A 26,193-nucleotide genomic window follows, 5' to 3' on the forward strand; every position below is an offset into this window, starting at 1 on the left:
ACTAACCTCTCTTCTGTTCAGACATCATTAAACAATCGTGAATGAGATAATTATTAGAGTCTTGTAACAAGAACTGGTTTTATAGCATAGCATGTATATAGAGAAATAAGAAAGGAAAAATTCACATGCTATATAATTATTATAGGCAATGTCCTGCAAATCATTATCCTTACACCGTACAACCGGGTGATACTTTAAATATTATTGCATACAGACTGGAAGTTAGCGTTTCAAGAATAGTCTCTGCAAATCCTGGAATAGATCCATATAATCTAAGAGTGGGGCAAATTCTATGCATACCGGCTTGCCCACCTAATCATATTTCAAAAATAATTCAGTCAGGAGATACACTATATAAAATTTCACAAACATATAATGTTACCATTGAAAGTATTTTAGAAGCAAATCCAGGTATTGATCCTAATTATCTTAGAGTAGGTCAGCGTATATGTATACCGTCAGCTTGTGCTTTAGAATCTTCAAATTATAAGGAAACTATAGCGGCTATGCAGGCAGACATTAATATGCTAAAGGGTGATAGTAGTGTTCAGAAAGCTGAGGAATCAAATTATGGAAGTTCAACGCGAACAACCCGTGCGTTGAAAGTATCTGATGGCGAATTACAGTTTGATGCAGCACCTGTAATTTTTTCCGAAAATTATAAAGGTCACTATACTGTTGGAAAAAGCTATCCCTACTACACTGATGCCGCTATGGGAGGGCAGAGAGGAATAACTGTTAAAGATAATTTTGGAGTATGGCATACTTTCGGGTATCGTGTACCTTTACCTGAGTAAAATATATTATAAAAAGTTAATAATTTTTGATAAAAAGGGATTGCTATTATGGTAATCCCTTTATTAAATTTACTTAAATAGCAAAAGATAAGAATATTATTTTAAAAAATTAGCATGTAACATTTACTCAATCACTAACGTCTTTATTATTGTAAATTCGTAGCTACGAAAGGAGGACTTAAACTTATGATGGAGGATGAAAAGAATATTGAAGTAAACATAGATGATCCAGAGTCTATTGAAAAAATGTGTTCCATTACGTGGGAGCCACTGTATCGCTTCGTATACTTCAAGGCTCAAAATAGAGAAGAGGCAGAAGATATTACTCAAGAAACTTATATAAAAGCTATTTCGTACATGAAAAAAGGTAATGTTAAGATAGATAATCTTATAGGCTTTCTAAAAACTATTTCATTAAATGTATTAAGGGATAAATGGCGTAAAAATAAACGTCAAGGTGCGGTTATTAACTTTGATGATGTAAGTCCAGAAGCAACATCAATAGAGGATTCTACTGAAAATGTAATACAACGAGAGGTTATACAAAACGCCTTAAAGCTTTTAAATGAAGAACAACGTACTGTTATTGAGTTAAGAATTTTAAAGGGGTATTCTATAGCTGATACAGCTAAGAAAATGAATAAGCAAGAAGGTAATGTTCGAGTTTTGCAACATAGGGCATTACAGAAGCTTACAAAAATCCTCAAGGATGAAAATTAAGTAATGGAGGTGTAGAGTGATGAATGATAAGGAAAGAAAGTTATCAGATTACATTGATAGTTTAAATAATGAGAAGAAACCTAAAGAACATGATAGTGAAATTGAAGATGAAGAAATGAAAGAATTTTTTGAAACTGTAAGATTAGTACGTAGTTTAAAAGAACCAAGTTTGCCAGAGGAGAACTACGCAAAAAAATTATCATCAAATATAAACAAAGAATTATTAAAGGAGAAAAACTTAAAAAAATCAAGGAAAAGATGGTTCTTGGGAGTAGCTTCTGCTGCAGTTGTTGCATTAGTTATTACATTAAATATAGCTTCACCTTTTGGTAACTCTAATATGGTTTACGCAATGGAGAAAGCTTTTAGTGGAGTAAAAGCATATCATGGGGTCCTTGAGGTTGTGGAAACAAATGCAGCCGGAAAATCTACTTTGCAGTCAAAAGTAGAGGTATGGGCTGATAAGGAAGGACATTATTATGTCAAAGGAATAGAAGGTGCTCAAAAGGATGTGATTACTGCAAATGATGGGAAAAAGAAGTGGCAAGTTCAGCCTAGTGAAAAGGAAGTAGATGTATTCGCTGCTTTTCCTGATCCTTATAGTTTTACATTTGAAATAGGAAAAGAAATAGACAATGTAAAGAATGCACTTAAAACTAAAGTTGTAGGTGATGACACAGTGGCAGGGAGAGTTGCAGCTGTAATAGAAGTAACTCCACAGGGAGGAAATCCTTATAAAATATGGATTGATAAAGAAACTAAAATGCCGCTACAAAAACAATCTGCTATGGAAAATTCGATTCAATATAAGGTACGTTATGATAATATTGATTTTACTGAAAATATATCTAAAGAGCTTTTAACATATAGTGTTCCTAAAGGGTTTAAAGAAATCAATACAAACCCAGAGCAAGTTGTAAATAGCTTGGAGGAAGCTAAAGGGATTGTAGGATTTACACCTAAAGTGATTCAAAGCGTACCAGAATTATTTACCCAGAGCAATATATCAGTAGTTAATAATACTAAAGTAGTTAAATTAAATTATGTTTCACAAGACAACAAAACAAAGGTTGTAGTTTTACAGAAAAAATCTGATAGTGAATTTAAACTATCTTCTATGGCGATGCTGGGTAAGATAAATAATAGTGTAGCAGAAATTCAATCTCCAGTACAAAATGAAGCTGGAATCCTTCAAGGTGGAGGAGTTTACTCAGGTGTAACAGGTATAAGTTCAGTTAGATGGCAGCAAGAAGGCTTTGAATATGCTGTAGTTGGCAATGCTTCTTTAGAAGAACTGACATTATTTATAAAGGCTTTAACTACTGGTGATGTTGATTTATCAACATTAAAAGAGCAGTCACTAGGTAAACCGCAAGTTGAAGTTTCTGTTGACTTAAAAATAGAAGAAACAGAACAGAAAAGTGCTGATGCAGGACATTCACCATGGAGATTAGACCCTGCTTATGTGGCTCAAGTTTTCGTAAGTTTAAAGATTTTTCCTGAAGGAATTCAAGGCGACTATCCTATTAAATATGAAGATTTAAAAGTAGTTCAGAATACCGGAAAAGAAGTAATTATAGAGGTAAGTGGAGATAAAACTCCTATAAGAAGAGTATATCTAAAACGACTTATAAGACAAGATAATACTGGAATATGGACTGTAGTTGGTTATGATTCAGCAAAATAAAAAAGTTCCCTCAGACTAATGTTTGAGGGAGCTTTTTTATTATTAAACTAGAATTAGCATACTAAACGGGAGGAAACCAATGGAAAGAATATTAATTGTAGAAGATGATAAAGCAATATCAAATTTAATATATTTAAATTTAAATGTAGTGGGATACGAGAGTAAACAAACCCATAACAGCAGAGAAGCACTTGAAATATTAGAAAATCAAGTCTTTGATTTGATTCTACATAAAAAATTATAAAAAAGTAATTTTATTGTGTAACATCCAATTCTGATTTATCGTCTTTATTATTGTAAGCAACCTAGCTAGGAAAAAGAATTCGAATTATAAATTTTAGATTATAAGGAGAGATATAAATGAAAAGAAAAATACTTTTTGGTATGGCTTCTGCAGTGGTTATTGCTTTAGTCCTTGCAATAAATACAATAGGGAATATTGGAAAAAATAATATTGTAAATGCTAATACACAAACAGCTAATGTAGAAAAAACAAATAATAGTGCTGTTGCACAAACTAATACTGTAGTACTGGCTGATAAAACTCAAGGATCGGAATCATCATCAGTAAATAAAGAGACTTCAGTGAAATCTCATGTGGAAGTTTCAGTTAACCTGGAAGTAGAAAAGGGTGACCAGAAAAATGTAGATAAAGGAAGCGCTCCGTGGAAGCTTGACTCTGTGTTTGTGGCTCAGGTTTTTGCAAGCTTGAAGGTTTCTCCAGACGGGATTCAAGGTGAGTATCCTGTTAAGCAGGAGGAGCTTAAACTGGCAAAAATTACAGAAACAGAGGCTATAGTAGAAGTAAGCTCAAGCAAAACAAATATTAATAAAATATATTTAAAGAGACTTGTAAAGCAAGACAAAACAGGAATATGGACTGTAGTAGGTTATGATCAAAAATCCTAGTATTTAATAAGAACATGATAATGAGAAAGGTGCTGTGAAGTCTTAAACTCTGCAGCACTTTTCACTATTGATTTAAGGCCAACTTATTGTTTCGAGGTGATATCTTCATAAATAAATTGACAATCACATCACGGTAGGGTTTATAATTAATTTAAGAATTTTAAATACTAAATAGAATAAAGTATAACCTACAAAGATGTGCCTTGGAAGACCCAAAAGCTTTTAAGGATTTGACTGAATACAGTAAAAAACATTAAAAATTAATTGTTTTATTAGGAGTGATTTACAGAGTATGTTAACTATAGGCGAGTTTTCCAGAATATGCAAGGTTTCACCAAAAACGCTGAGATACTATGACAGTATTGATTTACTTAAGCCTGCATGTATTAATAAAGACAATGACTATAGATATTATACTATAGACCAGATTAATCAGATTTTATTGATAAACAAATTGAAAGAGTACCAATTTCCTTTGATTGAGATATTAAATATTCTGCGAAAAAATGATGATAATTATCTTTTAGAATGTATAGATAGAAAACAGGAAGATATAAGAAGACAAATCGAGAAGCAGAAAAATATATTAAAGCGGATGGAGAAGGATATTAATACTATTAAAAAGGGAAATAAACTTATATGTATTTATGAAGATATTGATATAAAGTTAATTAATGCTGAACCTATACAAATTGTAAGTGTGAGAAAGCCAATAAAAGAGTCGGAAGCCGGGCAGCTGTTTTATCAACTGATTCCAATCATAGAGAAGTTTAATCTTAAAGTATACGGAAGTCCAATAACTATTTATCATGATAAAGAATATGATGAGAGTCATGTTGTTGATATGGAGATGGGAGTACCTGTATCAAGTGGTAGCAGCATATATATAAGAACCTTGGAAGGGGGACTTTGTATATATGCGAGGTTCGTGGGCAGTTATAGGGAGTTGACTAATGTTATTAAGGCCTTATATATATGGAAGGAAAAAGAAAGCTATGATATAGCGGCTCCCCCGTATCAAAAATATATTAAGGGAATTGCAGATACTGACAACCCAGATGAATATATAACAGAAATTTATATCCCCGTAAGAAAACGGATTGAGCAAAGGAGAAGCTAAATTTCCATTTCCTGATTTACAGTGGATTGAAGATAGGTTTTGGGTTTGGATACACTATGGCACAGTGAAGATTGGAAGAGGCGAGATTTTCGGAGCAATAGAGTTTGTTTCATTTATGAGACAGGTAGTTATTGGTCCATTACTATTAATGAAAAATGGGAAACTTCCACGTGGTGTGAGAAAAATTGAAACTGATGCACCTAATGATTTGTTCATGCTTAAGGAAACTGTTGCGACATATGATGCTAAAAGCTGTATTAGAGCAATGCAGGGGATAATAAGGCTTTATGGGAATTTACGTGATCAGCTTTCAGATAACGAACTCATAAGGTGCTCTGAAGCAGAAAAGTGTACAAAAGATTATTTAGCTGGGATATGGGAAAGGCTAGAATAAAAGGAGCATTTTTATAGTTCTTGCTGAGCCGAGGTTTACCTTATCGAAGGTTACCAAGGCTTTTTTATTTGAAAATCCCTTGCCTTAATTAAGCCAAGGAAAGCATAAATAAAGCACTCTGCTCCTTTCTTATTTTCTTGTAAATTTTTTAATAATGTGCAGTATTTTTTCATACTTGCTTATTTTAGAAATAATAAACTTTTTAAAAAATTATTCTTCTATTCTTTCAACTTTATAAAGAACTGGATGAAGTCCGTCAGCACAGCAGAAGATTTCAGTTCCTTTCTTCTTAATCCAAGGATAATCATGACCTAATGCTAAAAATACAACTTTGTCTTGAATTCCGGCCCAAGCCCAACTACAAAATCCTTGAGGTTTAATGCAGTTTTTTGACATATACTCTTGTCCTTCCTTATATTTTAAACAAGTGGTATGGACTCCCTCTGAAGCATATTCTTTATGAATATCACCTACTTCAAGTTTTTTTAAAACCGTAATTTTTATGTCGTAGTATTTTGTGGCTCCCATAATTTTCCCTCCTTAATTATGTGGTTAATTACTTATATTTACAATTTGATTATATACCTTCCAGTTAGAGGAATGTCAAATTAAATCTTGTAACGTTTTATACTCTTTTAACGTCTATATTATTGTATAAATGGATGCTGGAAAAGAAAAAATGATTTGTGCTTGGAGAAAATAAAAGATGGAAGAAATTGAGCGTTGAGAAATTTTTAGGCCTATATCCAGCGTAAATAAAAAGTAAAGATGTAAGGAGAATAACAATGATAACAATTTTCAAAAAAAGTTCATTAAAATGTACAATAGCTTGTATGGCAGTATTTTCTTTAAGTTTGGCAGGGTTAACAGGATGTAAATCTGCTAAGCTAACAACTAGAGAAACCGTAAATAAGGAGAATATTATAGTAAACGCATCATCAAATGCTAATAATGAAACAAAAAACAGTAATGATACTAACTTAAAAAAAGATTTGGGAAGTGTTGAAAAATATATAAATCTAATAGGTCAAGGCAAGGAGAAGCTGATTCTCGAACTAGGCGAAAATCCAGTTTCTATTGATGAGGGGGGGCTAGAGTTTAAGAAATCAGGGGTACGAGTATGGTTTAAGGATTATGGAAAAGGTCCTATGGTATATCAAGTATTCACACAGAATAAAGACATAAATTTTAACGGTGTAAGAATTGGAGATAAGATTAGTAGCTTTAAGAGAGTTTTTGGAGATCCAATTAGTGATAAAGACGGTGAGGCACATTTTAAATATAAGGATATGTTTTTATCAATTAATTATGATACTCAAACAGAAGACACGATATGTGTGTATTTTTTGAAGGAGAATTATTAGATAAATAGTTGGGATAAGAACAATACACTGTAGCTATTTTATTGTACTTTTAAACAATAATATATTTTTTTCAAGCGAAGTACGATAAGAGAGCTGCAGTGGCAAGAATTTCATCATCACAAGAACGCTTTTAATTAAACACTATGAAATTAGTACAGCAAGAAAAGGTTATTATTTGTAAGAATATACTATATAACTAAATACTTAATAGTTGAATGATTGCAAAATTGACGGGGAAAGATAACAATGCTATAGTGTGAATGAATAAAAAATAAATTCATTCATTTTTGGAGGATATATAATTGTTAGATAAAAAAGTAGATATTTTTAACGCAGGAAGAGAATTGTTCTACGCAAAAGGTTTCAAAGACACTAATGTTTCAGAAATTACTAAAATAGCTGGGGTAGGGGTAGGTACTTTTTACAATTACTATGGCTCAAAAGAGAAGCTTTTTTTAGATGTATACATTAAAGAAAGCGAGAAACATAAAATTCATGTTATGGAATCAATTAATTTGAACGAGGATCCTGTAACGGTGGTGAAAAAGCTAGTAGCTCATAACATAGATGCACAGAACTCAAATAAAATATTGAAGGAATGGAATAATCGTGAACTATTAAGTGAACTAGAAGAATATTACCGAGAAGAAGGCAGAAATAACGGTGATATATTTCATAACTTTTGTATAGAAATATTAAAAACATGGAAAGCTGAGGGAAAGATAAGAAACGATATAGATAATGAGCTTTTACTTGCCTTTTTTAACATTTTAGAACATATTGACACTCATAAGGAAGAAGTCGGAATTCAACACTTTCCGCAGGTTATGCAATACTTAGTGGAGTTTATAATGAAGGGCTTAACTGATTGCCAGAAATAGAATAATAAGGCAATCAGTTTTTATTATGATATGAATGAATTGAAAAGATATTCATTCTAAAAGAAAACCTTGTATTAATATAGAAATTAACTAGGTTAACATTTAAAGAGAATAATTATTAAAGGTATATTAGGACAAGCAGCTAACACAAAGTTGATATTTCGGTAAGTATATTAACTTAGACTAACCAAAGAAAGGGAAAATAATATGAAAAAGATTATTAAATTTATACCCAATATTATTACAATAGCAAGAATAATTATATCTATTTTATTTGTATTAAATATCTTGGGACAATTTGTATATGGGAAAGGGAAATTGATAAATCTAATATTAATGTTTTTAGCCATTTGCCTTTCAGATTTATTGGATGGAAGAATAGCGAGAAAAATAGGTTGTACATCAGCAATAGGAGCTAAGCTTGATGTATTTGCTGACTTATTTTTTATAGTCTCTTCATACATAGCATTGGTAGTTGTAAGAATTTTACCTCTATGGTTTTTGGGATTCATTTGTATAAAGTTTGCAGAATTTTTAATAACATCAAATCTTGTAAACAGCCATACTAATTCGTCAGAGCACCCATTTATTTTTGATAAACTTGGAAGAATAGTATCCGCAATGTTTTTTGTTATTCCTGGTATAGCTTGCATCTTTAAAAGCCTAATATCTCACAATGCAATATATTTCATGAGTATTTTACTCTATACAATTTTAGTAGCTGGGATTTATTCTTCATACTTAAGAATAAAGAGTTGCTTTATGTTGGTTTTTATAAATAGTATATGTGAGAATTAATTTTTCTAGTTTTTCAGTGGATTTTATTAATCAAAGTTTGAGTATTTTGCATAATATAAGACTATAGTGAAAGATAAGGAGGATAACATGAATAAAAAATTATATAAATCAAGTTCTAATAAAATGATTTCAGGAGTATGCGGTGGGATAGCTGAATTTTTTGATATTGACGCAACTTTTGTGCGTTTAGGATGGGTGCTATTTGCACTGATAGGAGGAAGTGGAATATTAGCGTACATAGCTTGTGCATTAATAATTCCCAAAAACTCCAATTTATAACAGAGTTATCTTAAGTGTTCAGCGATGCTGATTATCTTTAAAACTTTTGTGTTTTTTTAATTAAATAACTATTATCTTTATTTATCAAAGCCTATATCTTATTTTATAAGGGAATTTAAGATATAGGCTAATATTATTTGTAGTAAGGCTGCAAATGAGGATAAGTATACTATAAATTAAGTATCACCTACTAATAACTCCACAAAAGATGGTAACACTATTTTTAAATAGTATTAAAATTTAATAATAATAATGGTTTGACATTCCTCTAGCTGGAAGGTATACAATAAATTCATATAGATTTACTAACTTATTATATACTCGTTGAACAAAACTAATATTTAGGTAGAAGAATAAATACTAAGCATGATTGAAGAAGATTACCCCATGATAGAACTAAAGAATATAAAGTAAAAATACAAAAAGGAGAGAAAATAATATGATTTCATCAGCATTAACATTTGGAATTTACCCGCTAAGCGTAGCAGGTACACCTTTTGGTTTGGCTGTCGGACCTGAGGATAATTACCAAAAAATTCAATTAGCGCTACAGGATCTTCAAGGTGAATCTAAAAAGCTACTTCCAAGAAACTATCTCATTTATACAAAGGAATGGGAATCAAAAATGTTATCAAATGCGGATCGCTATCTTGAGTTCGGTTTATTAGGGGACTTGACCATAGGATGTGGAGATTGGACTGAGCATCAGGAGCAGGAAATAGAGCTTAACAACTGGATCGGTTTTATTCAAAAAGTCGTTCAAAAATACGGCACTCATTTGGCTTCTCTTCAAATTACAAACGAACCAAATTTGTCGTTTATGGAAGGTTCAAAGCCGTATATAATGAAAGCTCTTGTGGAAGGAGTGATTGCAGCAAAAAAAGAATCACTGAAACTCAATCTACCGATAAAAATTGGATTCGGATCAGTACCAAAAAGCCCTGCAGCGGTTCCGCATTTTTGGGAAGATCTTGCTAAGGCTGGAGGCTGCGAGTTTATTGATTCTGTGGATTTTGTCGGACATAATTTTTATGTAGATGTATTCGATGAACAACCACTGGATTTAAAAGAAATACCTGATTCTGTAGAACGCACACTCCGCAATCTGCGAGAAAAAGATCTTATTACTGCAGGCATACCTGCTTCAGTCCCTATACGAGTTACAGAGAATGGATGGCCTACGGGAAAAAATCCTATTGCTAACATAGAAAGATCTTACCAACGTCAAACGGAAGTTCTTGAAACAGTTATTCGAACCATCTATGATTTGCGCCTAGAGCTTAATATTTCCCATTATGAGCTATTTGGTCTCCGAGATGCAGATAGTTCAAAGGATGATCTTTTCCATCAATATGGGATTATGCGTGATGATTATTCGCCGAAACCGGCCTACGATACATTTAAGAGGTTAATACAGGAACTGGGCGTTTGATTATAATGTATAGCTGAAATGTTTCCTCATACACCGCATGAGGACAAAGGGGCGGTATTTCTGTGTGTGGCGGTCACTTCTTGCCAACTTGGCCCGAAGTCGCAGGGTTTTGGGCGGCTAGCTCCAAAAAATGGGCAAGTGTCAGTACACTTGCCCTGCTTGCCGTTTAGTGGAGGAGCAAATAATATATCCTGATGATACTTTGGTCAGTTGACCTTTATATACGTACCCATACGGGCTATAATTAGGATGTATAAAATTAAAATCAGTAATGAGGTGGTGTCCATGAGTGCAATTTTAGATAGGATTTTGAGGCAAATAGGCGACCAAGAAATAATAGATAAACTTCTTTCCTTATCAAAAGCAGACTTAAATTCGCTACTGTTAGAACTTTTTGAGAAGCAAACGGATAAGTTTACCCCTGTGGACGTCTTAAAGGCGTATCAAGCCAACCGTTTCTCTACCCCCAGTGATATTGACCCTGCCAAATTCCATGCTTTAGAAACACAGTTGTTGACCGCAGCACAGAAAATGGATATACAGACTGTTCTGCTTTCACCCTCTGCGCCCCTTGGCAGTTGTAGCGTTTTTGGTTGCGTAGACCAATACAATGTTGTAAGCGCATTGCGTGGTACGGAAACACTGTCCGATCCCTCTAATATGATGGCTATCATTATTGCTGACAGATTAAAGCGCAGGACAGAAAGTAATACGCCCCTTTTGCATTATGCTACAACCGTAAGAGCTGTTCGGGCACAAGCGTTTTCAGGCAAAGGCTTTTTTGCCCATTTCGGCCTTTTTTGTATGGTATCTTCGGGGAAAGGTATAGGGTCTTATGCTTGTGAGAAAGAGCTATTGAAAAAGCACTTGCATTTTTACAAAGAGCTTCTTCAAGAACACTTCAATGCAAAGTTATCCATCGTTTTGCGGAAAAGAGGTGGGTACACAGACGTCGATGGTTTTTTTGACAAAATGATTGAGGTTGTACAAACAGCATTTCCTGATATGCCGCTTTCCTTTGATTATGACGACGTAGACAACAAGTATTATCAAGGCATCAATTTTCAGATATACATGGAAACTGAGCATGAAAAAATGATAATTGGTGATGGCGGCTTTGTTGATTGGATTCACCAAATGCTCGGAAGTAAAAAAGAGCGATGTTTGATAAGCGGAATCGGCTTAGACCGTTTTCTTTTGTTTAGTGAATGAGAGAGGAGGAGGACGATGGAATTAAAAAAATGGTCTTATAATTATGTCAGCGATCTGGTCAGATTCGCCAATAACAAAAAAATCGCAGACAACCTGCGTGATATTTTCCCACACCCCTATACAGAAGAAAATGCGCGGCAATTTATAGAGTTTTGCATGAATACCCCGGAGAATAAGCAAATCAACCGTGCCATCTTTTATGACAATCAAGCTATTGGCGGCATTGGCTTGACATTAGGAGAAGATGTTCACGCAAAGAGCGCAGAAATCGGCTATTGGTTGGCCGAAGAATATTGGGGCAAAGAGATTGTCACCGATGCCGTCAAAGAAATGTGCCGCTTCGCATTTGAAGAGTTCAATCTTGTGAGAGTCTATGCGACGGTTTACGCTTATAATAAAGGCTCCTGCAGAGTCTTAGAAAAATGCGGTTTTGCAATGGAAGGCGTATTGAGAAAATCTGTGTTTAAGAATGGGCAGTTTTTCGATGCCTGTATGTACAGCTTAATCAACTAACATAAGATGCTAAAGCAAGCCTCCCAATAAGCCCATACACTGAGGAATGGGCTTGCTGAGAGGTTTGGCATTTAACGCAGATATGTTTGCAATTTTGTTGTGTCCAAGATTTTTAATTCTTGATTTTTATAAGACAAAATACCTTGCCTATCACACTCTGCTATCGCCCGATTGATGCTTCTTATTGGAGCTTTGATTTCTTTTGTTATCTGCCCCTTGGTGAGCTTATCTATATCTCCCCGGCGGTAGTGAGTAGCCACACAGCGCAACAATCGCTCCTTGACTGTTAAAAGCGAAATCTCCTCGATGTATTCACTATTTATGATTAGCTTATATGCAATTTCCTTTATTATGAACTTTGTAACTTCAAAATCTTTTTTCATCCAGTCAAAGAAGTCCTCTCTGTGAAGCGTATACACAACACAGGGCGTCATAGCAGAAATCTCAACTGGCTTCCTACCAACATAGAATTGTTCCAACTCACCAAAAAAACTTCCGGGTTCATAAAGATGTATATTTGTAAAGAAGCCTTGCAGATTTGGTACATATGCTTCGGCTTTTCCCTCAATCAAAAAATAGACATAGTTGTTTTCGTTTTCTGCAAAAAGTATAGTTTCATTTTCATTAAATGTCTTTCGACATAATTTTCTTTTAACTTCATCGGGCATCATATCAATCAAATACATTTTGTTTACTCCTTTTGGGTCAACTGACTTTTGCTATGATTATATCGGTTAATTACAATAAAAGCAACATATTCATTGGAGGGATATTTGTATACTCAGGCATACCTCCCTTGAGTATTATTAAGAGTTGACAATATATAATAAAATAACTATCCATCAACAGATAAGCAGTTAGAGATTGGTTCATTTTTAAGTATTTTTGAGTCAAATGAGCTTTATATACACATCTGTATGACCTATTATTATGATACATTGTTAATCTATCAAGATCTTAAAATAAAAATGAATGGTCAAGATGTGTGAAATTGATAAAGCTATAAAAAGAAAGGTAGGTGAAAAGCTTGCACTGAGGTTAATAAACAGGAAGGAGATACTTAGAATAGCTAAGTTCTATAGCTTTAAGTATATACATCCAAAGTACACGCAGAGAAATGCTTTGGCGGGAGAAAATATTTAAGGAGTGGATAACAGTCACAATCTTGCAGAACTTTATTATCCTTAGGTGATAAAGGCTTGCTTTAAATGGTATGCAAGAATTATAGATGAAAGTCTATATCCTAGTAGTAAGACCCTGTGATACTACCATTCTATTTAGTTAATAGAGTGCTAAAATCTTTTTGTTACGATTTTATGTAGCAGGATGACAATGGAACTAAAAAAGTGCTCTTACGATTATGTTAACGATTTAGCTAGATTCGTCAACAACAAAAAAATCGCCGACAATCTGCGCGATATTTTCCTGCATCCTATACAGAAGAAGACGCGCGGCAATCTGTCGAATTTTGCATAAATACTCCGGAGAATATGCAAGTCAATCGTGCAATTTTTTATGCCAATAAAGCTATTGGTGGCATCAGCATAACATTGGGCAAGGATGTCTACGCAAAGAGTGCGGAAATCGGTTATTGGTTATCCCAAGATTATTGAGGCAGAGGATTGTTACCGATGCCGTCAGGGAAATGTGTCGCATTGCATTTGAACAATACGACCTTGCAATGGTTTATGCGACCGTTTACTCCTATAACAAAGGTTTCTGTAAAGTCCTAGAAAAATGTGGGTTTGTAATGGAAGGAGTGATTGCAGCAAAAAAGAATCACTGAAACTGAATCTACCGATAAAAATTATATTCGGATCAGTATCGGAAAGCCCTGCAGCGGTTCCGTATTTTTGGGAAGATCTTGCTAAGGCTGGAGGTAATGAATTTATTGATTCTGTGGATTTTGTAGGATATAATTTTTATGTAGATGTATTCGATGAACAACCACTGGATTTAAAAGAAATACCTGATTCTGTAGAACGCACACTCCGCAATCTGCGAGAAAAAGATCTTATTACTGCAAGCATACCCGCTTCAGTCCCTATACGAGTTACAGAGAATGGATGGCCTACGGGAAAGAATCCTATTGCTAACATAGAAAGATCTTACCAACGTCAAACGGAAGTTCTTGAAACGGTTATTCGAACCATCTATGATTTGCGCCTAGAGCTTAATATTTCCCATTATGAGCTATTTGGGCTTCGAGATGCAGATAGTTCAAAGGATGATCTTTTCCATCAATATGGGATTATGCGTGATGATTATTCGCCGAAGCCAGCTTACGATACATTTAAGAGATTAATACAAGAACTAGGTATTTGATTATAACGTAAAGTTGAAATGTTTCCTCATAGAACTGAAGAGGATGAAAAATACTTTTCATTAGTTGTAGACAACGCGAAGGAAGATATGGATTGATAGCCTGATGTTACTGATGCAGAGGTTAATGCTCTTATGTAGCTTATAATCAAGAAGAATATATTTGCAACAAATTATGGAGCTTTAATGGTAGTAATTATTAGTAAGGTGATATTTATTATAAGAGAAATCATTAAAATAGCCAAAGATGGAAACATATCTGTAATGAGCATAAGCACATTTCTAAAACATATAACATATTATAATTCTGTAGGAATTTGAAGGGAAGGAACAGTATGTATAATAATTATGGGACATATCCATGTCCTTATTGTGCTAATGCACCAATATGTAATCCTTATAACAACTATCGATATCCTTACTTAGCTAACACCCCAATGTATGATCCTAATCTTTTCAGACAGTCTACTGAAGAATATATTCCATCTGATGATGAATTGGAAGAGGATAGTCGTATAATTAAATTGAAGGATTATGGCCCACAACCTTTTACAGTTAATATCAATGAAGCTGCTAAACAAAACAATACTTTTCGCACTGCTTTATGGACAGGAAAACATCTTCAAGTTACCTTGATGAGTATAAAAGTTGGTGATGATATAGGTCTAGAAATTCATCCAAACATTGACCAATTCATACGTATTGAAGATGGTCAAGGAATTGTTAGGATGGGAAGAAATAAAGACAGGTTAGATTTTGAAGCAAAAGTTACTGATGATTTTGCAATCATGATACCTGCTGGTACATGGCACAATGTTATAAATACAGGAAATAAACCACTTAAAGTATATTCTATCTATGCACCACCTCAACATCCACATGGAGTAGTTCATATAACTAAAGCAGATGCAGAGCATCATTAATTAAAGTTAAACGAAGAGGCTGCCCCATAAGTATAGACGCCTTATACACGGTAAAGAACCATGCATAATTGGGAAAACAAATCTCCTTATATGCATGGTTTTTATCTTATAATCGAATAACTGTTAGGGATGGTGAAATACCTACTGATGATATTATAAAAAGACAATTGGCTTTGGCAAATTTTGATGAAGCAAGCTTTAAATTGCTTTATAATAAGGAACTTTTCAGTGCTTTCAGTTGAATATTATCAAGAGATACTATTTCTAATAAATATCTAACTATTTTTTAATGAACTTTTAATGTTTTAAAGATATAGTATTATACATAGATAGACCTTTTGTTCATAATAAGGTTAACTTGCTTATTCCACATGTTAAAGATGCCTCCTTTCCAAGTGACCATTCTATGCGAAATCTCTGCAAAATATTATTTAGTATGGACATAACTATATTACTTATGATAAAATAACGTGAAATTTAGTGAATTTAAGGAGGACATTATATCTATGTATTCAGTACGTTTAAGATAAGTAGGCAATAAAAAAGTGGTAAAAACATCCACGATGGTGGGCTTTTTTGTTGTGCTTATTTTGCGTATAATGACATGGATACGGGTGAGTTGTAGCTATTTAAGGCTATAGTTTTTTCACCATGTCTTTTTAACGTTGGTATGCAGACTAAAGCTCGCATTGCGGATTTTAGCCTGCATTTTTTATTGCCTAAATCCAGCATGAAACCAACAATAAAAATGCAAGGAGAGAACAGATATGACAAAAGAAATTTCAAATTGGAAGCAAAAATTTTTTGCTATATGGGCTGGGCAGGCAGTTTCACTTATCACTAGCGCTATCCTGCAAATGGCGATTATTTTTTATCTCACGGAAAAAACTCAATCAGCCATGATGTTATCAATAGCTTCATTAGTTGGCTTTCTGCCATATGCAGTCTTTGGACCTGCCATTGGTGTGTTGATTGACCGCTATGACAGAAAGATGATTATGATTTGTGCTGATTTAGTTATTGCTTTAGCTGGTGCAGCATTGGCTCTTATTGCACTGTATATGGAACTACCAGTCTGGATGGTTATGGGGGTCTTGTTCATCCGTAGTATTGGAACTGCATTTCATTCACCGGCGCTAAGTGCGGTAACTCCTCTTTTAGTACCAGAAGAACAGTTAACCAAATGTGCTGGTTACAGCCAATCTTTGCAGTCCATAAGCTATATTCTTAGCCCAGCTGCAGCAGCGTTTTTATATTCTATTTGGGAATTAAATGCAATTATAGCCATCGATGTGGTGGGTGCTATCATTGCATGTATCGCGGTGGCCCTTGTGAACATTCCAAAGCTTAATGTAGAGCAAGAGAGCTTAAAGCGAAATTTTATGCAAGAAATGAAACAAGGATTTCATGTCTTGAAAGAAAATAAAGGGTTATTTGCCTTGTTATTGGTAGGAACACTCTACATGCTAGTTTATATGCCAATCAATGCTCTTTACCCCCTAATTAGCATGGAATACTTTGGTGGAACACCAATGCATGTATCTATTACAGAGATTGCCTATGCCGCTGGAATGCTTGCAGGTGGTTTGTTATTAGGATTGTTTGGCGGCTTTAAAAAGCGAATTACATTAATAACAGCATCTATTTTTATGATGGGCATTAGTTTGACCATTTCGGGGTTACTTCCTACAAATAGATTTATATTTTTTGTTGTGTGCTGTGCAATTATGGGGCTTTCAGTTCCATTTTACAGTGGCGTTCAAACAGCTCTTTTTCAGGAAAAAATTAGACCAGAATATTTGGGGCGTGTGTTTTCTATAACTGGAAGCATCATATCTCTGGCTATGCCTGTTGGTTTAATCCTTTCAGGAGCATTTGCTGACAGAATTGGTGTGAATCGTTGGTTCCTGATCTCAGGTATCTTAATAATTGGCATTGCGGCACTTTGTCCCATAATTCCGGCAGTAAGAAAACTGGATCAGAAGTAAGGCAACAAAATATAAAGGAGGAACATTTATGTATTATATATTCATATAATCCTTTCTGTTTAAATCGCAGGGTTTTCCCTGCGAACAGGTAAATGAAAACGTGCGATTTTAGATAGGAGGAAGGAAAATGGAATTAATAATAAAAGCAAAAAACCTTCGTGTGGAATACACAGGGCGTGATGTTTTAGATATAGATGAATTAGAATTATATGGTTATGACCGTATTGGTTTAGTTGGTACAAATGGTGCAGGAAAAAGTACCTTACTCAAGGCGCTATTGGGAGAATTAACTCTGCCAGGATGTAAAATCAATCGTCTTGGAGAATTTGCCTATATCCCTCAGTTGGAAGAAGTAGCTTTGCAGGAGGAAAAAGATTTCGCACTTATGGGCAAACTTGGTGTTGGGCAATTACAGGTGCAGACCATGAGCGGTGGTGAAGAAACAAGACTTAAAATAGGACAGGCCCTTTCAGCGCAGGTGCATGGTATTTTGTCGGATGAACCTACCAGCCATTTAGACCGTGAAGGAATTGATTTTTTAATCGGACAGTTAAAGTATTTTTCTGGTGCATTGCTAGTTGTCAGCCATGACCGCTATTTCCTTGATAAGGTGGTAGATAAAATATGGGAACTGAAAGATGGCAAAATCACTGAGTATTGGGGGAACTATTCTGATTATCTTCGTCAGAAAGAGGAAGAATATAAAAGTCAGACTGTAAAATACGAACAGTTCGTTGCAGAACGTGAGCGATTAGAAAAGGCTGCTGAGGAAAAGCGAAAACAAGCACAAAAAATAGATCAGAAAGCTAAAGGTGCTGCTAAGAAAAACAATTCTGAAAGTGGTGGGCGTCTGGCTCATCAGAAAACAATGGGAAGTAAGCAAAAAACATTGTACAATGCTGCTAAGTCTATGGAACATAGGATTGCAGCTTTGGGGGAGATGGAAGCTCCTGAAAACATTCGGACTATTAGTTTTCGCCAGAGTAAAGCATTGGAGCTTCATAATCCATTTCCGATTTGTGGAACAGAAATTAATAAAAGTTTCGGAGATAAGGTGTTATTTGAAAAGGCATCTTTTAACATTCCACTTGGAGCAAAAGTGGCACTGACTGGTGGTAATGGCTCAGGAAAAACAACTTTAATCCAAATGATATTAAACCATGAAGAGGGTATTTCTATTTCACCTAAGGCTGAAATAGGTTACTTTGCCCAAAGTGGTTATAAATACAACCGTAATCAAGAGGTTATGGAATTTATGCAGGAGGATTGCGATTACAATGTGTCAGAAATACGTTCAGTGATTGCCTCCATGGGTTTTATACAAAATGATATTTGCAAAAGGTTATCCGTTTTAAGCGGCGGCGAAATTATTAAATTGCTGCTGGCTAAAATGCTTATGGGTAGGTATAATATCTTACTTATGGATGAACCGAGCAACTTTCTTGATATACCAAGTTTGGAGGCTTTGGAGATGTTGATGAAAGGGTATGCTGGAACCATTGTTTTTATCACCCACGACAAACGACTGATTGATAATGTGGCTGATGTGTCTTATGAAATTAAAGATAGGAAAATAAATTTGATACGATAAATTTAAGGCAGTCGTCAGTCAGTATATTTTGTTCTGACTGGCGGCTTCATGACGAAGCAAAGAAAGTTGCTCAAGAAGTAGGAAAGGTAGATGTTTTCATGGGCAAAAAAACCTGTCAAACTGATGTTGCAACAGAATATATTCAAAATGAAGTTGATAAAGGAGCAAAACGTAGGACAACCCAACGTGGAAAAAAAGAACAATAGGGATCATAAGTTTGGATTAATTTGATATGACCTATCTCTCTCGACACTCCTAAAATATGGATGGATTATCAGGACAGTGTTGGAAAACTCCCTATTGGATAAGGAGATTTTCTATATCATGAGAAAGTTTGAACTGTAAGATATATATAATTTGCGTGAAATTATAATCTAAGTAACCTTAGTCCCATATGCTTTAAGGTGGTACATCTTCACGCAAAATCAATATTAATGTGTGTTAGTATCATTATTCTATCAAAACACACGTTGAGACAGTTGTGAGAATAGAGAAGAAATAGGCTGATATCAAAGGCTTTCAGGGTTTTTAAGTAAATATTGAAGTGTGTTTTATGTTCCCTCAGACTATTTAGGTTTGGGAGATTTTGCTTTAGGGGGTCGTACTTTTACGCAGAACTTTGGATATTTGCGTAATTATTTGGAAATTGCGCAAAAGTATAGAGAAAGAGGTCTGTGAAAATAGGGGGGGACATGTATATTAAAAAGGAAAATATTAATACAAAAACAAGCGCGGGAGAATCCCTCTTAACATTAATTTCAGCTGTTGCTCAAAATGAGAGCTTAACCCAATTAGAGAATGTGAAGTGTGGAATACGACAGAAATATGAGAAGGGCTGTGTACAAAGCATACCTAGTGGTAAGTTTTTCGGATATGACAAGGATGAATCAGGTAACCTTATAATCAATGAAGCTCAGGCAATTACTGTTAGAAGAATATACTAGGAGTTTCTTGATGGGTATGGATACTATACAATAGCAGAGCATCTTACAGAAGATGGAGTGCTTACTGAATGTAGGAATCTGGTATGGAACTGTAGCGTACTAAAACGGAATTTAACTAATGAAAAATACAAAGGCGATACACTTTTTCAGAAGACCTACAATGTAGACTATCTTACAAAGCGGAGGGCAAAAAACAATGGGGATTTACCAAAGTTTTATTATGAGGATACGCATCTAACGATTATTGATAAAGGTACTTGGGAATGTGTACAGCTAGAATTTAAAAGACAAGCTAGATTTATTAAGGAACACAGAATGAACAAATATCATCAGCACAGTGAGGGGCTACCTTTTTCAGGGAAGCTAATTTGCAGCCAATGCGGACATACCTTGGTTAGAAGGGTATCAATGCGTACCAAAGACAAAGGTGAATATTATTGGTGTTGCAAGAGCTATAGAGCAGGGAGGTATGGGCCGGTTGTAGCAAACTCATGCTGTAATGGAATAAGAATAAGAGATGCTGTTCCTGAGGAGATATTTATAAAGACATGGAATGAACTTGTGGAAAATCAGGAATGGCAGCATAGTACAAGTGATAAAGTTCCACTTGAAAAGTACAGATTAGCTGAATTAATTAGGTTGATAAAGAGCGTGGGGATAATTAGCAAGATGCCATATGAGCTAATGCTCAAAACTTTGAATCATATTAAGATAGATCTTGACGATGCGGTAGAGGTTATATTCCTAGCCGGACTAATATTAAAAGTAAAATTAAATGACTTATAAATGGATACCCGTAGGATTAGCAGAGTTTGCTTTTCTTACGGGCTGTTTTTATTTTAATTACATGTAGTTTAAGATTAAAGCATTAAAACTTAGTTACTTTTCTTTATTTCGATCTGCTTACCTAAATACCAGCAAGTTTTCTTAATTCATTCATATTGAGACTCTTATCAATTCTATTTTTGGAAATAAAAGACAAGAAAAACAACTGGTATTCTGATGGAATAAGTTTAAGAAATGATATGATAACGTGTTTGATAAAAATACCAGCAACCGCTCTAACCAATGCTGTGTTAGTAGGTTTAGTAAAATCTTGAAGTAAGTTTAATAATAATTTTATAAAAAAATCATATATTCTATATATCTATTCAATCAAAAGCAATCTACTATTATGATTCAAATAGTATTTTAACAAAATTTAGTTTGGAGTTGGACATTTGGGCTCAGATCAGGATCGTTGGTGGCCGAGCCGCCAGAATTTAAATCTTGACTCTGTAGAAATAGAAGCTGAGGCAGCAGTATTCACGGTAACTCAGAGATTAGGTTTCAACACCAAAGAGAAAAGCACAACTTAAAGCGAACTCCCAAAATAAATAAGTTAAAGTTTATTTAAACAATAACCGCTCAGGGTAAATCTGATAAGAGGCTATGTTTTTTGAGAAGCATGGCTTCTTTTTTTATTGCCCGATGGTTCATGGTGAACCTCTCAAGAAATATTAACTACAGAAAAAAGCAACAATAGATAAGCAATATTGTTGTTGAGAAAACAAAGACTTACTGTGATTGTGAAAAGAAACTTACTATATCTAAAAACGATGCTAAAACAGAAGTATTACCGGAATTTGGATATATTCCTATTGTTAGAGATTCTTTATTCTGCAGACTTTGCCATAAGGGGTATGGAGTTATCGATAAACAGATTGAAATCTATGGAGAACATAGGATAACAAAATCTATGACAGAGATTTTAACCTATATGGCTCAACTTATGTCTTTTACGGAAGCATCTATAACGATAAAAAACCACTTGGCATAGATATTAGTGCGACACAAATACAAATCATTTCAGAAGAAATAGGGAAGAGGGTATTTGAAAAAGATTTAGAAGAAGCTAATAATGCATATGAAAAACCTGAAGGAGTAGCACCACAAGACTTACCACTACATCGCAAAAAAGGGAGACTTTATATTTTGGTAGATGGTTCACAGGTCAATACAAGTGTTAAGGATAACAATGGCTCCACCTAGAAAGAAATGAAGTTAGGACTTGTTTTTAGTGATATTAATACAATAAAGACAGAAAGCGATAACTTGGTAATCACTAAGAAAGAATATATTACTTATTTTGGAAACACAAATGAATCCAAGTTTTGTATTTGAAGTAGTTGTCACCGCTGGTTATGGAAAACTCTGAGAGGTTGTAGTTATAGGGGATGGAGCTCAGTGGATATGGAATATGTGTGATGAGTTATTTCCTGATGTTGTGCAGATACTAGACTTTTATCACTTCAATGAAAATGCTCATAATTATGCGAAAGCACTTTATCCAGAGAATGAAGTAGCCCGAAAGGGTTGGGTAAATAAATTAATTGACTATGTTTGTAATTGTGAAGTTGAAAAAGCTATAAGATACGTAGAAGAAAATATCGTTTCAAAACTGCCTGACGGTATAGTTAATTTAAGCACTTATATTATAAATAATAGACAAAGAATAAATTATAAATATCACAAGGAAAATGGTTACTATAAAGGCAGCGGAGCCATATAAAGTAGAAATAAAGTTGTAACTCAACACAGAATGAAGCAATCAGAAATGAGATGGGCATAAAAGGAGGTCAATATATAGCCTCCCTACGGAGAAAATATAAAAGTGATATTTGGAAGGAAGTTTTTGATGTTATTTTTCCTTCTTAATAGGTGAATGATAAGTCAATGATTTATTATTGGATTCAATGGTAATATTTTTATAGAAAAATTGGGTTAGTATACACATTTATACTGTTAAGTTAAACCATAATATGAAGTAGGTTCACATGAATCCACAACATACGATATTTACCCAAAAATGTGTCAGATATAATTTATGTTCTTGCAATATAATTATATATTGACAGTATGACCATGTGGTCGTATAATAAAATCATCATATGACCATGTGGTCGTAAGTGAAAAGTAAATTCCTTTAAAATAATATAACTATCCATTCGCTAAAGGAGGACGAAAGTTATGCCCAAAGGTACCTTTTACAATTTAAGCGATGAAAAGAAAGAACGAATATTCGATGCTGCCTTGAAGGAGTTCTCAATCCGGACTTTCAGCCAGGCATCCCTTAATCAGATCATCAAGAATGCAGATATACCTAAAGGAAGTTTCTATCAATATTTTGATAATAAAGAAGACCTCTATCTCTATCTTTTAGGAGTAATATCAAAAGAAATGACAGAACTACTCAGCAATATAAATGGAATGGATTCGGATGCAGACGTTTTTGAAGTGATTATGAAAGAAACTAGAGAATTCCTTGATCGAGGAAAAGTAAAACCGGGATATGTCGAGGCAGCGATGCTGATGGAGATAGATGACAGTGAATTTATTAAGAAAATCCGCAATTCATCCTCTAACAGATATGTAAAAATGCTTGAGCGTGATAAAGAGCGCGGTCTTATTAAACCGGAAGTTGATTCCGAGCTTGTTATCAATATGATTTCTACATTCAATATAAATGAGTATTTCAGGAATGGATCAGACAGGGAAAGGTTATTAAAGAATCTGAATGATGCTATCAAAATTATCAAGGAAGGAGTTGCAACGACTAAGGATTGATAGATATGATTACCTGGTTGGTTTGACATTCAGAATAAATAGAAAGGAGAATATGTATGAATTCATATGTACTTGGTTTTCAGGATATCGATAAAACCAAACTTGCGATAGTTGGAGGTAAAGGCGCCAACCTTGGTGAATTGTCTAGGATCAATGGGATACAAGTGCCAGAGGGCTTTTGTGTAACTACCGAAGCGTATAAAGAAATAATTGGAAATAATAAGGAGCTTAATTCACTGCTGGATCAGTTGTCCATACTCAAAGCGGATAATAGGGAAGGTATTGGTGAAATCAGCGCTAAAATCCGCAAGGTCATCGAAGGAATCGCTATTCCTAAAGGCATTGATAAGGAGATTACATGTCTTCTTGCACAGCTTGGTGAAAACAATGCCTACGCCGTACGTTCCAGCGCCACGGCAGAGGATTTGCCCACAGCCTCCTTTGCAGGCCAGCAGGATACGTATTTAAATATTATCGGAAAGGAAGATATCTTAAAACACATCAGCAAGTGCTGGGCATCGCTGTTTACCGACCGTGCCGTAATTTACCGTATTCAAAACAGCTTCGATCACCGCAAGGTCAATCTATCAGTAGTAATTCAGAGGATGGTTTTCCCGGTGGCGGCGGGGATTATGTTCACTGCTGATCCCATTACTGGCAACAGAAAAGTAACATCCATCGATGCAAGCTTTGGGCTCGGTGAGGCTCTGGTATCCGGTCTGGTAAACGCAGACAACTATAAAGTACGTGACAGCAGAATCGTTGATAAAAAGATATCCACTAAAAAGCTGGCTATCTATGCCTTAAAAGAAGGAGGAACAGAGGAGAAGAAGATCGAAGACGAACGTCAGAATATGCAAACACTGACAGATGAACAGATTTTACAACTTGAGCATATGGGGAGAATAATAGAAGTGCATTATGGCCGTCCGCAGGATATCGAATGGTGCCTGTATGAAAATAAATTCTTTATCGTTCAGGGCCGCCCCATCACCACCTTATATCCTATGCCAGAGGTGCAGGATGGGAAAAACCATGTGTATATGTCTTTTAGCCATCAACAGATGATGACCGCTGCCATGAAACCATTGGGGTTATCTTTTTTCCAGCTGGGGTTTGAGGAGACACCTCTAATTCCGATCGGCGGGAGGTTATACTTTGATCTGGCCCATGATTTGTCTTCCACTATGGGACGTAAAATTTTACTCGCTTCTATGGGCAAGATAGATCCTCTCGTGCTAAACGCGCTCAAAAGCCTGATGAAACGGGAAGCATTCATAAAATCATTGGCACATAGCGGGAAAGGATACTTCAGCATGGGAAAAGGGTATTTTTCCTGGGCACTGGTCATACAGGCAATCAAAATATCCCGTGACAACGACACATCCGTCGTTCAAACTTTAATGTCCCAAAATGAGTCATCAATCAGAGATCTAGAACACAGGACCGAAAATCTGTCCGGAGAAGAATTGTTTGCCTATATCATAAAAGCACAAAAGCAATTAAAAAAAGCCATGTATGACCCCAAATGTATGGGAGCGGTTTATGCCGGTACATTAGCACTGAATTGGGTTAATAACAATATAGAAAAGTGGCTTGGCGAAAAGAGCACTGCAGATTTGCTTATCAAATCCGTTGATAATGATATTACCTCTGAAATGGGTCTGGATCTGCTAGATGTGGCTGATATCGTTCGGCAATATCCGAAGGTGGTGGAGTATTTCCAACACGCCAAGGATGAGACATTCTTTGCGGATCTGGCCGAGCTTGAAGGCGGAGATTGTGTCAGTCAAGCTATCCGAGTGTATCTTAAAAAATATGGCATGCGCTGCTCCGGCGAGATCGATATCACCAGACCTCGCTTCAGCGAAAAGCCGACCACTCTAATCCCTATGATCCTCAACAACACCAAGAAATTTGAACCAAATGCTCATAAGGCATTGTATGAGCGTGGTCTGTTGGAAGCAAAGCAGAAGGAACAGAATCTCCTGAATCGTCTGGAACAATTGTCCGGTGGAAAACAAAAGGTCAATAAGGCAAGGAAGAAGATCAGCGTTTTGCGTAATTTTATAGGTTTCAAGGAATACCCGAAGTACTTGATGATAAGATACTACTGGATTATCAAGAGGGCTCTGTTGAGGGAGGCTGCACGGCTCGTGCAAAAGGGGGTGATCCGGGAGAAGGAGGATATCTACTACCTATCTTTTGAGGAACTCCTGGAGGTTGTTCGTGGAAATCAGCTGGATTACAGCATTATAACAAAGCGAAAAGAGGAATACGAGGTCTATGAGAAGTTGACGCCGTCGAGGATAATGACGTCCGAGGGCGAGGTTTTATCCGGGGAATATGATACTGGTAACATTCCGAAAGGTGCAATGGCAGGAGTACCTGTTTCATCCGGAATCGTTGAAGGCCGGGCACGTGTCATTTTAAGAATGGAGGATGTCAACATAGAGGAAGGCGATATTTTGGTCACTGCATATACTGACCCTAGTTGGACACCGGTGTTTGTATCCATAAAAGGTTTAGTGACGGAAGTGGGCGGGATGATGACCCATGGTGCTGTAGTTGCCAGAGAATACGGTTTGCCTGCAGTAGTAGGTGTGGAAAATGCCACTAAGCTGATTAAAGACGGACAGCGGATACGGGTAAACGGAGCGGAAGGATATGTGGAAATCCTGTAAGGCGCTGAGATGATATTTTTGGGTATGAG

General features: G+C 35.4%; 27 protein-coding genes and 2 pseudogenes. 27 read left to right on the forward strand and 2 right to left on the reverse strand.

The genetic code is table 11. From position 1 onward, the window contains the following. The first annotated feature begins 125 nt into the window (after window positions 1-125). The 7 genes from AC0N0V_RS07150 (at window position 126) to AC0N0V_RS07180 (ending at window position 5,627) form a co-directional block, all read left to right on the forward strand. Window positions 126-797 (forward strand): LysM peptidoglycan-binding domain-containing protein, encoded by a 672-nt coding sequence (locus AC0N0V_RS07150; RefSeq protein WP_474463049.1) that lies wholly within the window; start codon window positions 126-128, stop codon window positions 795-797. A 186-nt stretch (window positions 798-983) separates the two neighbouring features. Next, complete coding sequence (locus AC0N0V_RS07155) at window positions 984-1,517, forward strand: RNA polymerase sigma factor (RefSeq protein WP_474463052.1); 534 nt, start codon at window positions 984-986, stop codon at window positions 1,515-1,517. Window positions 1,518-1,536: 19 nt separating this feature from the next. Next, the gene (locus AC0N0V_RS07160; RefSeq protein ID WP_474463055.1) at window positions 1,537-3,204 is read left to right on the forward strand and encodes a LolA family protein; all 1,668 of its coding nucleotides are present in this window, start codon (window positions 1,537-1,539) and stop codon (window positions 3,202-3,204) included. A gap of 79 nt (window positions 3,205-3,283) precedes the next feature. Then, window positions 3,284-3,448, forward strand: coding sequence for a response regulator (locus AC0N0V_RS07165; protein ID WP_474463058.1), 165 nt, complete (start codon window positions 3,284-3,286; stop codon window positions 3,446-3,448). Between the two features lie 116 nt (window positions 3,449-3,564). Next, on the forward strand, window positions 3,565-4,113 hold the full coding sequence (locus AC0N0V_RS07170) for a hypothetical protein (RefSeq protein ID WP_474463061.1): 549 nt from the start codon (window positions 3,565-3,567) through the stop codon (window positions 4,111-4,113). Between the two features lie 292 nt (window positions 4,114-4,405). Next, window positions 4,406-5,233, forward strand: a complete 828-nt coding sequence (locus AC0N0V_RS07175; protein WP_474463064.1) for a MerR family transcriptional regulator — start codon at window positions 4,406-4,408, stop codon at window positions 5,231-5,233. After that, window positions 5,214-5,627 carry a hypothetical protein gene (locus tag AC0N0V_RS07180; protein ID WP_474463067.1) on the forward strand — a complete coding sequence of 138 codons (414 nt, stop codon included), beginning with the start codon at window positions 5,214-5,216 and terminating at the stop codon, window positions 5,625-5,627. Before AC0N0V_RS07175 ends, AC0N0V_RS07180 begins: the two co-directional genes overlap by 20 nt. Window positions 5,628-5,837: 210 nt before the next feature. On the opposite strand, the gene AC0N0V_RS07185 is transcribed toward AC0N0V_RS07180, so the two are convergent. Then, window positions 5,838-6,155: a TIGR04076 family protein gene (locus AC0N0V_RS07185; protein ID WP_474463068.1), complete on the reverse strand. Its 318-nt coding sequence runs from the start codon at window positions 6,153-6,155 to the stop codon at window positions 5,838-5,840. A 257-nt stretch (window positions 6,156-6,412) separates the two neighbouring features. On the opposite strand from AC0N0V_RS07185, the gene AC0N0V_RS07190 reads away from it, so the two are divergent. The 7 genes from AC0N0V_RS07190 to AC0N0V_RS07220 all read left to right on the forward strand — a co-directional run bounded on the left by AC0N0V_RS07190 (window position 6,413) and on the right by AC0N0V_RS07220 (window position 12,106). Continuing rightward, window positions 6,413-6,991 carry a hypothetical protein gene (locus tag AC0N0V_RS07190; RefSeq protein ID WP_474463070.1) on the forward strand — a complete coding sequence of 193 codons (579 nt, stop codon included), beginning with the start codon at window positions 6,413-6,415 and terminating at the stop codon, window positions 6,989-6,991. A 302-nt stretch (window positions 6,992-7,293) separates the two neighbouring features. Next, window positions 7,294-7,872 (forward strand): TetR/AcrR family transcriptional regulator, encoded by a 579-nt coding sequence (locus AC0N0V_RS07195; RefSeq protein ID WP_474463072.1) that lies wholly within the window; start codon window positions 7,294-7,296, stop codon window positions 7,870-7,872. Between the two features lie 207 nt (window positions 7,873-8,079). Further along, window positions 8,080-8,670, forward strand: coding sequence for a CDP-alcohol phosphatidyltransferase family protein (locus AC0N0V_RS07200; protein WP_474463075.1), 591 nt, complete (start codon window positions 8,080-8,082; stop codon window positions 8,668-8,670). An 87-nt stretch (window positions 8,671-8,757) separates the two neighbouring features. Continuing rightward, complete coding sequence (locus AC0N0V_RS07205) at window positions 8,758-8,949, forward strand: PspC domain-containing protein (protein WP_474463076.1); 192 nt, start codon at window positions 8,758-8,760, stop codon at window positions 8,947-8,949. A gap of 439 nt (window positions 8,950-9,388) precedes the next feature. After that, a complete protein-coding gene (locus AC0N0V_RS07210; protein WP_474463078.1) occupies window positions 9,389-10,381 on the forward strand; it encodes a hypothetical protein in 993 nt (330 codons plus the stop codon). Window positions 10,382-10,666: 285 nt separating this feature from the next. Next, complete coding sequence (locus AC0N0V_RS07215; protein ID WP_474463081.1) at window positions 10,667-11,593, forward strand: hypothetical protein; 927 nt, start codon at window positions 10,667-10,669, stop codon at window positions 11,591-11,593. Window positions 11,594-11,608: 15 nt separating this feature from the next. After that, window positions 11,609-12,106, forward strand: a complete 498-nt coding sequence (locus AC0N0V_RS07220; protein WP_474463083.1) for a GNAT family N-acetyltransferase — start codon at window positions 11,609-11,611, stop codon at window positions 12,104-12,106. Window positions 12,107-12,177: 71 nt separating this feature from the next. On the opposite strand, the gene AC0N0V_RS07225 is transcribed toward AC0N0V_RS07220, so the two are convergent. Continuing rightward, window positions 12,178-12,792, reverse strand: coding sequence for a Crp/Fnr family transcriptional regulator (locus AC0N0V_RS07225; protein ID WP_474463085.1), 615 nt, complete (start codon window positions 12,790-12,792; stop codon window positions 12,178-12,180). A 295-nt stretch (window positions 12,793-13,087) separates the two neighbouring features. On the opposite strand from AC0N0V_RS07225, the gene AC0N0V_RS07230 reads away from it, so the two are divergent. The 13 genes and pseudogenes from AC0N0V_RS07230 to ppsA all read left to right on the forward strand — a co-directional run bounded on the left by AC0N0V_RS07230 (window position 13,088) and on the right by ppsA (window position 26,164). Continuing rightward, the gene (locus tag AC0N0V_RS07230) at window positions 13,088-13,249 is read left to right on the forward strand and encodes a hypothetical protein (protein WP_474463087.1); all 162 of its coding nucleotides are present in this window, start codon (window positions 13,088-13,090) and stop codon (window positions 13,247-13,249) included. 502 nt (window positions 13,250-13,751) lie between these two features. Next, window positions 13,752-13,892, forward strand: coding sequence for a GNAT family N-acetyltransferase (locus tag AC0N0V_RS07235; RefSeq protein WP_474464474.1), 141 nt, complete (start codon window positions 13,752-13,754; stop codon window positions 13,890-13,892). Then, window positions 13,844-14,431, forward strand: a complete 588-nt coding sequence (locus tag AC0N0V_RS07240) for a hypothetical protein (protein WP_474463089.1) — start codon at window positions 13,844-13,846, stop codon at window positions 14,429-14,431. Before AC0N0V_RS07235 ends, AC0N0V_RS07240 begins: the two co-directional genes overlap by 49 nt. A 332-nt stretch (window positions 14,432-14,763) precedes the next feature. Continuing rightward, entirely contained in the window at window positions 14,764-15,351 is a 588-nt protein-coding gene (locus tag AC0N0V_RS07245) for a cupin domain-containing protein (protein WP_474463091.1), read from the forward strand. A 316-nt stretch (window positions 15,352-15,667) separates the two neighbouring features. Further along, window positions 15,668-15,757, forward strand: a pseudogene (locus tag AC0N0V_RS07250) (phosphatase PAP2 family protein); the annotation flags it as partial. 361 nt (window positions 15,758-16,118) lie between these two features. Beyond that, window positions 16,119-17,339, forward strand: coding sequence for a macrolide efflux MFS transporter Mef(A) (gene mef(A), locus AC0N0V_RS07255; protein WP_474463094.1), 1,221 nt, complete (start codon window positions 16,119-16,121; stop codon window positions 17,337-17,339). 127 nt (window positions 17,340-17,466) lie between these two features. Further along, window positions 17,467-18,930, forward strand: coding sequence for an Msr family ABC-F type ribosomal protection protein (locus AC0N0V_RS07260; RefSeq protein ID WP_474463097.1), 1,464 nt, complete (start codon window positions 17,467-17,469; stop codon window positions 18,928-18,930). 692 nt (window positions 18,931-19,622) lie between these two features. Next, complete coding sequence (locus AC0N0V_RS07265) at window positions 19,623-19,874, forward strand: hypothetical protein (protein ID WP_474463100.1); 252 nt, start codon at window positions 19,623-19,625, stop codon at window positions 19,872-19,874. Window positions 19,875-19,886: 12 nt separating this feature from the next. Continuing rightward, window positions 19,887-20,147, forward strand: a pseudogene (locus AC0N0V_RS07270) (recombinase family protein); the annotation flags it as partial. A 42-nt stretch (window positions 20,148-20,189) separates the two neighbouring features. Next, complete coding sequence (locus AC0N0V_RS07275) at window positions 20,190-20,660, forward strand: recombinase zinc ribbon domain-containing protein (protein ID WP_474464475.1); 471 nt, start codon at window positions 20,190-20,192, stop codon at window positions 20,658-20,660. Between the two features lie 1,453 nt (window positions 20,661-22,113). Next, on the forward strand, window positions 22,114-22,425 hold the full coding sequence (locus AC0N0V_RS07280; RefSeq protein WP_474463102.1) for a hypothetical protein: 312 nt from the start codon (window positions 22,114-22,116) through the stop codon (window positions 22,423-22,425). A gap of 458 nt (window positions 22,426-22,883) precedes the next feature. Continuing rightward, a complete protein-coding gene (locus AC0N0V_RS07285) occupies window positions 22,884-23,480 on the forward strand; it encodes a TetR/AcrR family transcriptional regulator (protein ID WP_474463105.1) in 597 nt (198 codons plus the stop codon). 56 nt (window positions 23,481-23,536) lie between these two features. Then, on the forward strand, window positions 23,537-26,164 hold the full coding sequence (gene ppsA / locus AC0N0V_RS07290) for a phosphoenolpyruvate synthase (RefSeq protein ID WP_474463108.1): 2,628 nt from the start codon (window positions 23,537-23,539) through the stop codon (window positions 26,162-26,164). Window positions 26,165-26,193 lie beyond the last annotated feature (29 nt).

It is taken from the genome of Clostridium sp. CS1-1 (assembly GCF_056135525.1).

What these genes read in the sequence shown, in the direction of transcription:
- AC0N0V_RS07150 (WP_474463049.1), top strand. Translation starts at nt 126, where the DNA reads ATGCTATATAATTATTATAGGCAATGTCCTGCAAATCATTATCCTTAC.
- AC0N0V_RS07155 (WP_474463052.1), top strand. Translation starts at nt 984, where the DNA reads ATGATGGAGGATGAAAAGAATATTGAAGTAAACATAGATGATCCAGAG.
- AC0N0V_RS07160 (WP_474463055.1), top strand. Translation starts at nt 1,537, where the DNA reads ATGAATGATAAGGAAAGAAAGTTATCAGATTACATTGATAGTTTAAAT.
- AC0N0V_RS07165 (WP_474463058.1), top strand. Translation starts at nt 3,284, where the DNA reads ATGGAAAGAATATTAATTGTAGAAGATGATAAAGCAATATCAAATTTA.
- AC0N0V_RS07170 (WP_474463061.1), top strand. Translation starts at nt 3,565, where the DNA reads ATGAAAAGAAAAATACTTTTTGGTATGGCTTCTGCAGTGGTTATTGCT.
- AC0N0V_RS07175 (WP_474463064.1), top strand. Translation starts at nt 4,406, where the DNA reads ATGTTAACTATAGGCGAGTTTTCCAGAATATGCAAGGTTTCACCAAAA.
- AC0N0V_RS07185 (WP_474463068.1), bottom strand. Translation starts at nt 6,155, where the DNA reads ATGGGAGCCACAAAATACTACGACATAAAAATTACGGTTTTAAAAAAA.
- AC0N0V_RS07190 (WP_474463070.1), top strand. Translation starts at nt 6,413, where the DNA reads ATGATAACAATTTTCAAAAAAAGTTCATTAAAATGTACAATAGCTTGT.
- AC0N0V_RS07200 (WP_474463075.1), top strand. Translation starts at nt 8,080, where the DNA reads ATGAAAAAGATTATTAAATTTATACCCAATATTATTACAATAGCAAGA.
- AC0N0V_RS07205 (WP_474463076.1), top strand. Translation starts at nt 8,758, where the DNA reads ATGAATAAAAAATTATATAAATCAAGTTCTAATAAAATGATTTCAGGA.
- AC0N0V_RS07210 (WP_474463078.1), top strand. Translation starts at nt 9,389, where the DNA reads ATGATTTCATCAGCATTAACATTTGGAATTTACCCGCTAAGCGTAGCA.
- AC0N0V_RS07215 (WP_474463081.1), top strand. Translation starts at nt 10,667, where the DNA reads ATGAGTGCAATTTTAGATAGGATTTTGAGGCAAATAGGCGACCAAGAA.
- AC0N0V_RS07220 (WP_474463083.1), top strand. Translation starts at nt 11,609, where the DNA reads ATGGAATTAAAAAAATGGTCTTATAATTATGTCAGCGATCTGGTCAGA.
- AC0N0V_RS07225 (WP_474463085.1), bottom strand. Translation starts at nt 12,792, where the DNA reads ATGTATTTGATTGATATGATGCCCGATGAAGTTAAAAGAAAATTATGT.
- AC0N0V_RS07230 (WP_474463087.1), top strand. Translation starts at nt 13,088, where the DNA reads ATGTGTGAAATTGATAAAGCTATAAAAAGAAAGGTAGGTGAAAAGCTT.
- AC0N0V_RS07235 (WP_474464474.1), top strand. Translation starts at nt 13,752, where the DNA reads ATGTGTCGCATTGCATTTGAACAATACGACCTTGCAATGGTTTATGCG.
- AC0N0V_RS07240 (WP_474463089.1), top strand. Translation starts at nt 13,844, where the DNA reads ATGTGGGTTTGTAATGGAAGGAGTGATTGCAGCAAAAAAGAATCACTG.
- AC0N0V_RS07245 (WP_474463091.1), top strand. Translation starts at nt 14,764, where the DNA reads ATGTATAATAATTATGGGACATATCCATGTCCTTATTGTGCTAATGCA.
- AC0N0V_RS07260 (WP_474463097.1), top strand. Translation starts at nt 17,467, where the DNA reads ATGGAATTAATAATAAAAGCAAAAAACCTTCGTGTGGAATACACAGGG.
- AC0N0V_RS07265 (WP_474463100.1), top strand. Translation starts at nt 19,623, where the DNA reads ATGTATATTAAAAAGGAAAATATTAATACAAAAACAAGCGCGGGAGAA.
- AC0N0V_RS07275 (WP_474464475.1), top strand. Translation starts at nt 20,190, where the DNA reads ATGAACAAATATCATCAGCACAGTGAGGGGCTACCTTTTTCAGGGAAG.
- AC0N0V_RS07280 (WP_474463102.1), top strand. Translation starts at nt 22,114, where the DNA reads ATGTGTGATGAGTTATTTCCTGATGTTGTGCAGATACTAGACTTTTAT.
- AC0N0V_RS07285 (WP_474463105.1), top strand. Translation starts at nt 22,884, where the DNA reads ATGCCCAAAGGTACCTTTTACAATTTAAGCGATGAAAAGAAAGAACGA.
- ppsA (WP_474463108.1), top strand. Translation starts at nt 23,537, where the DNA reads ATGAATTCATATGTACTTGGTTTTCAGGATATCGATAAAACCAAACTT.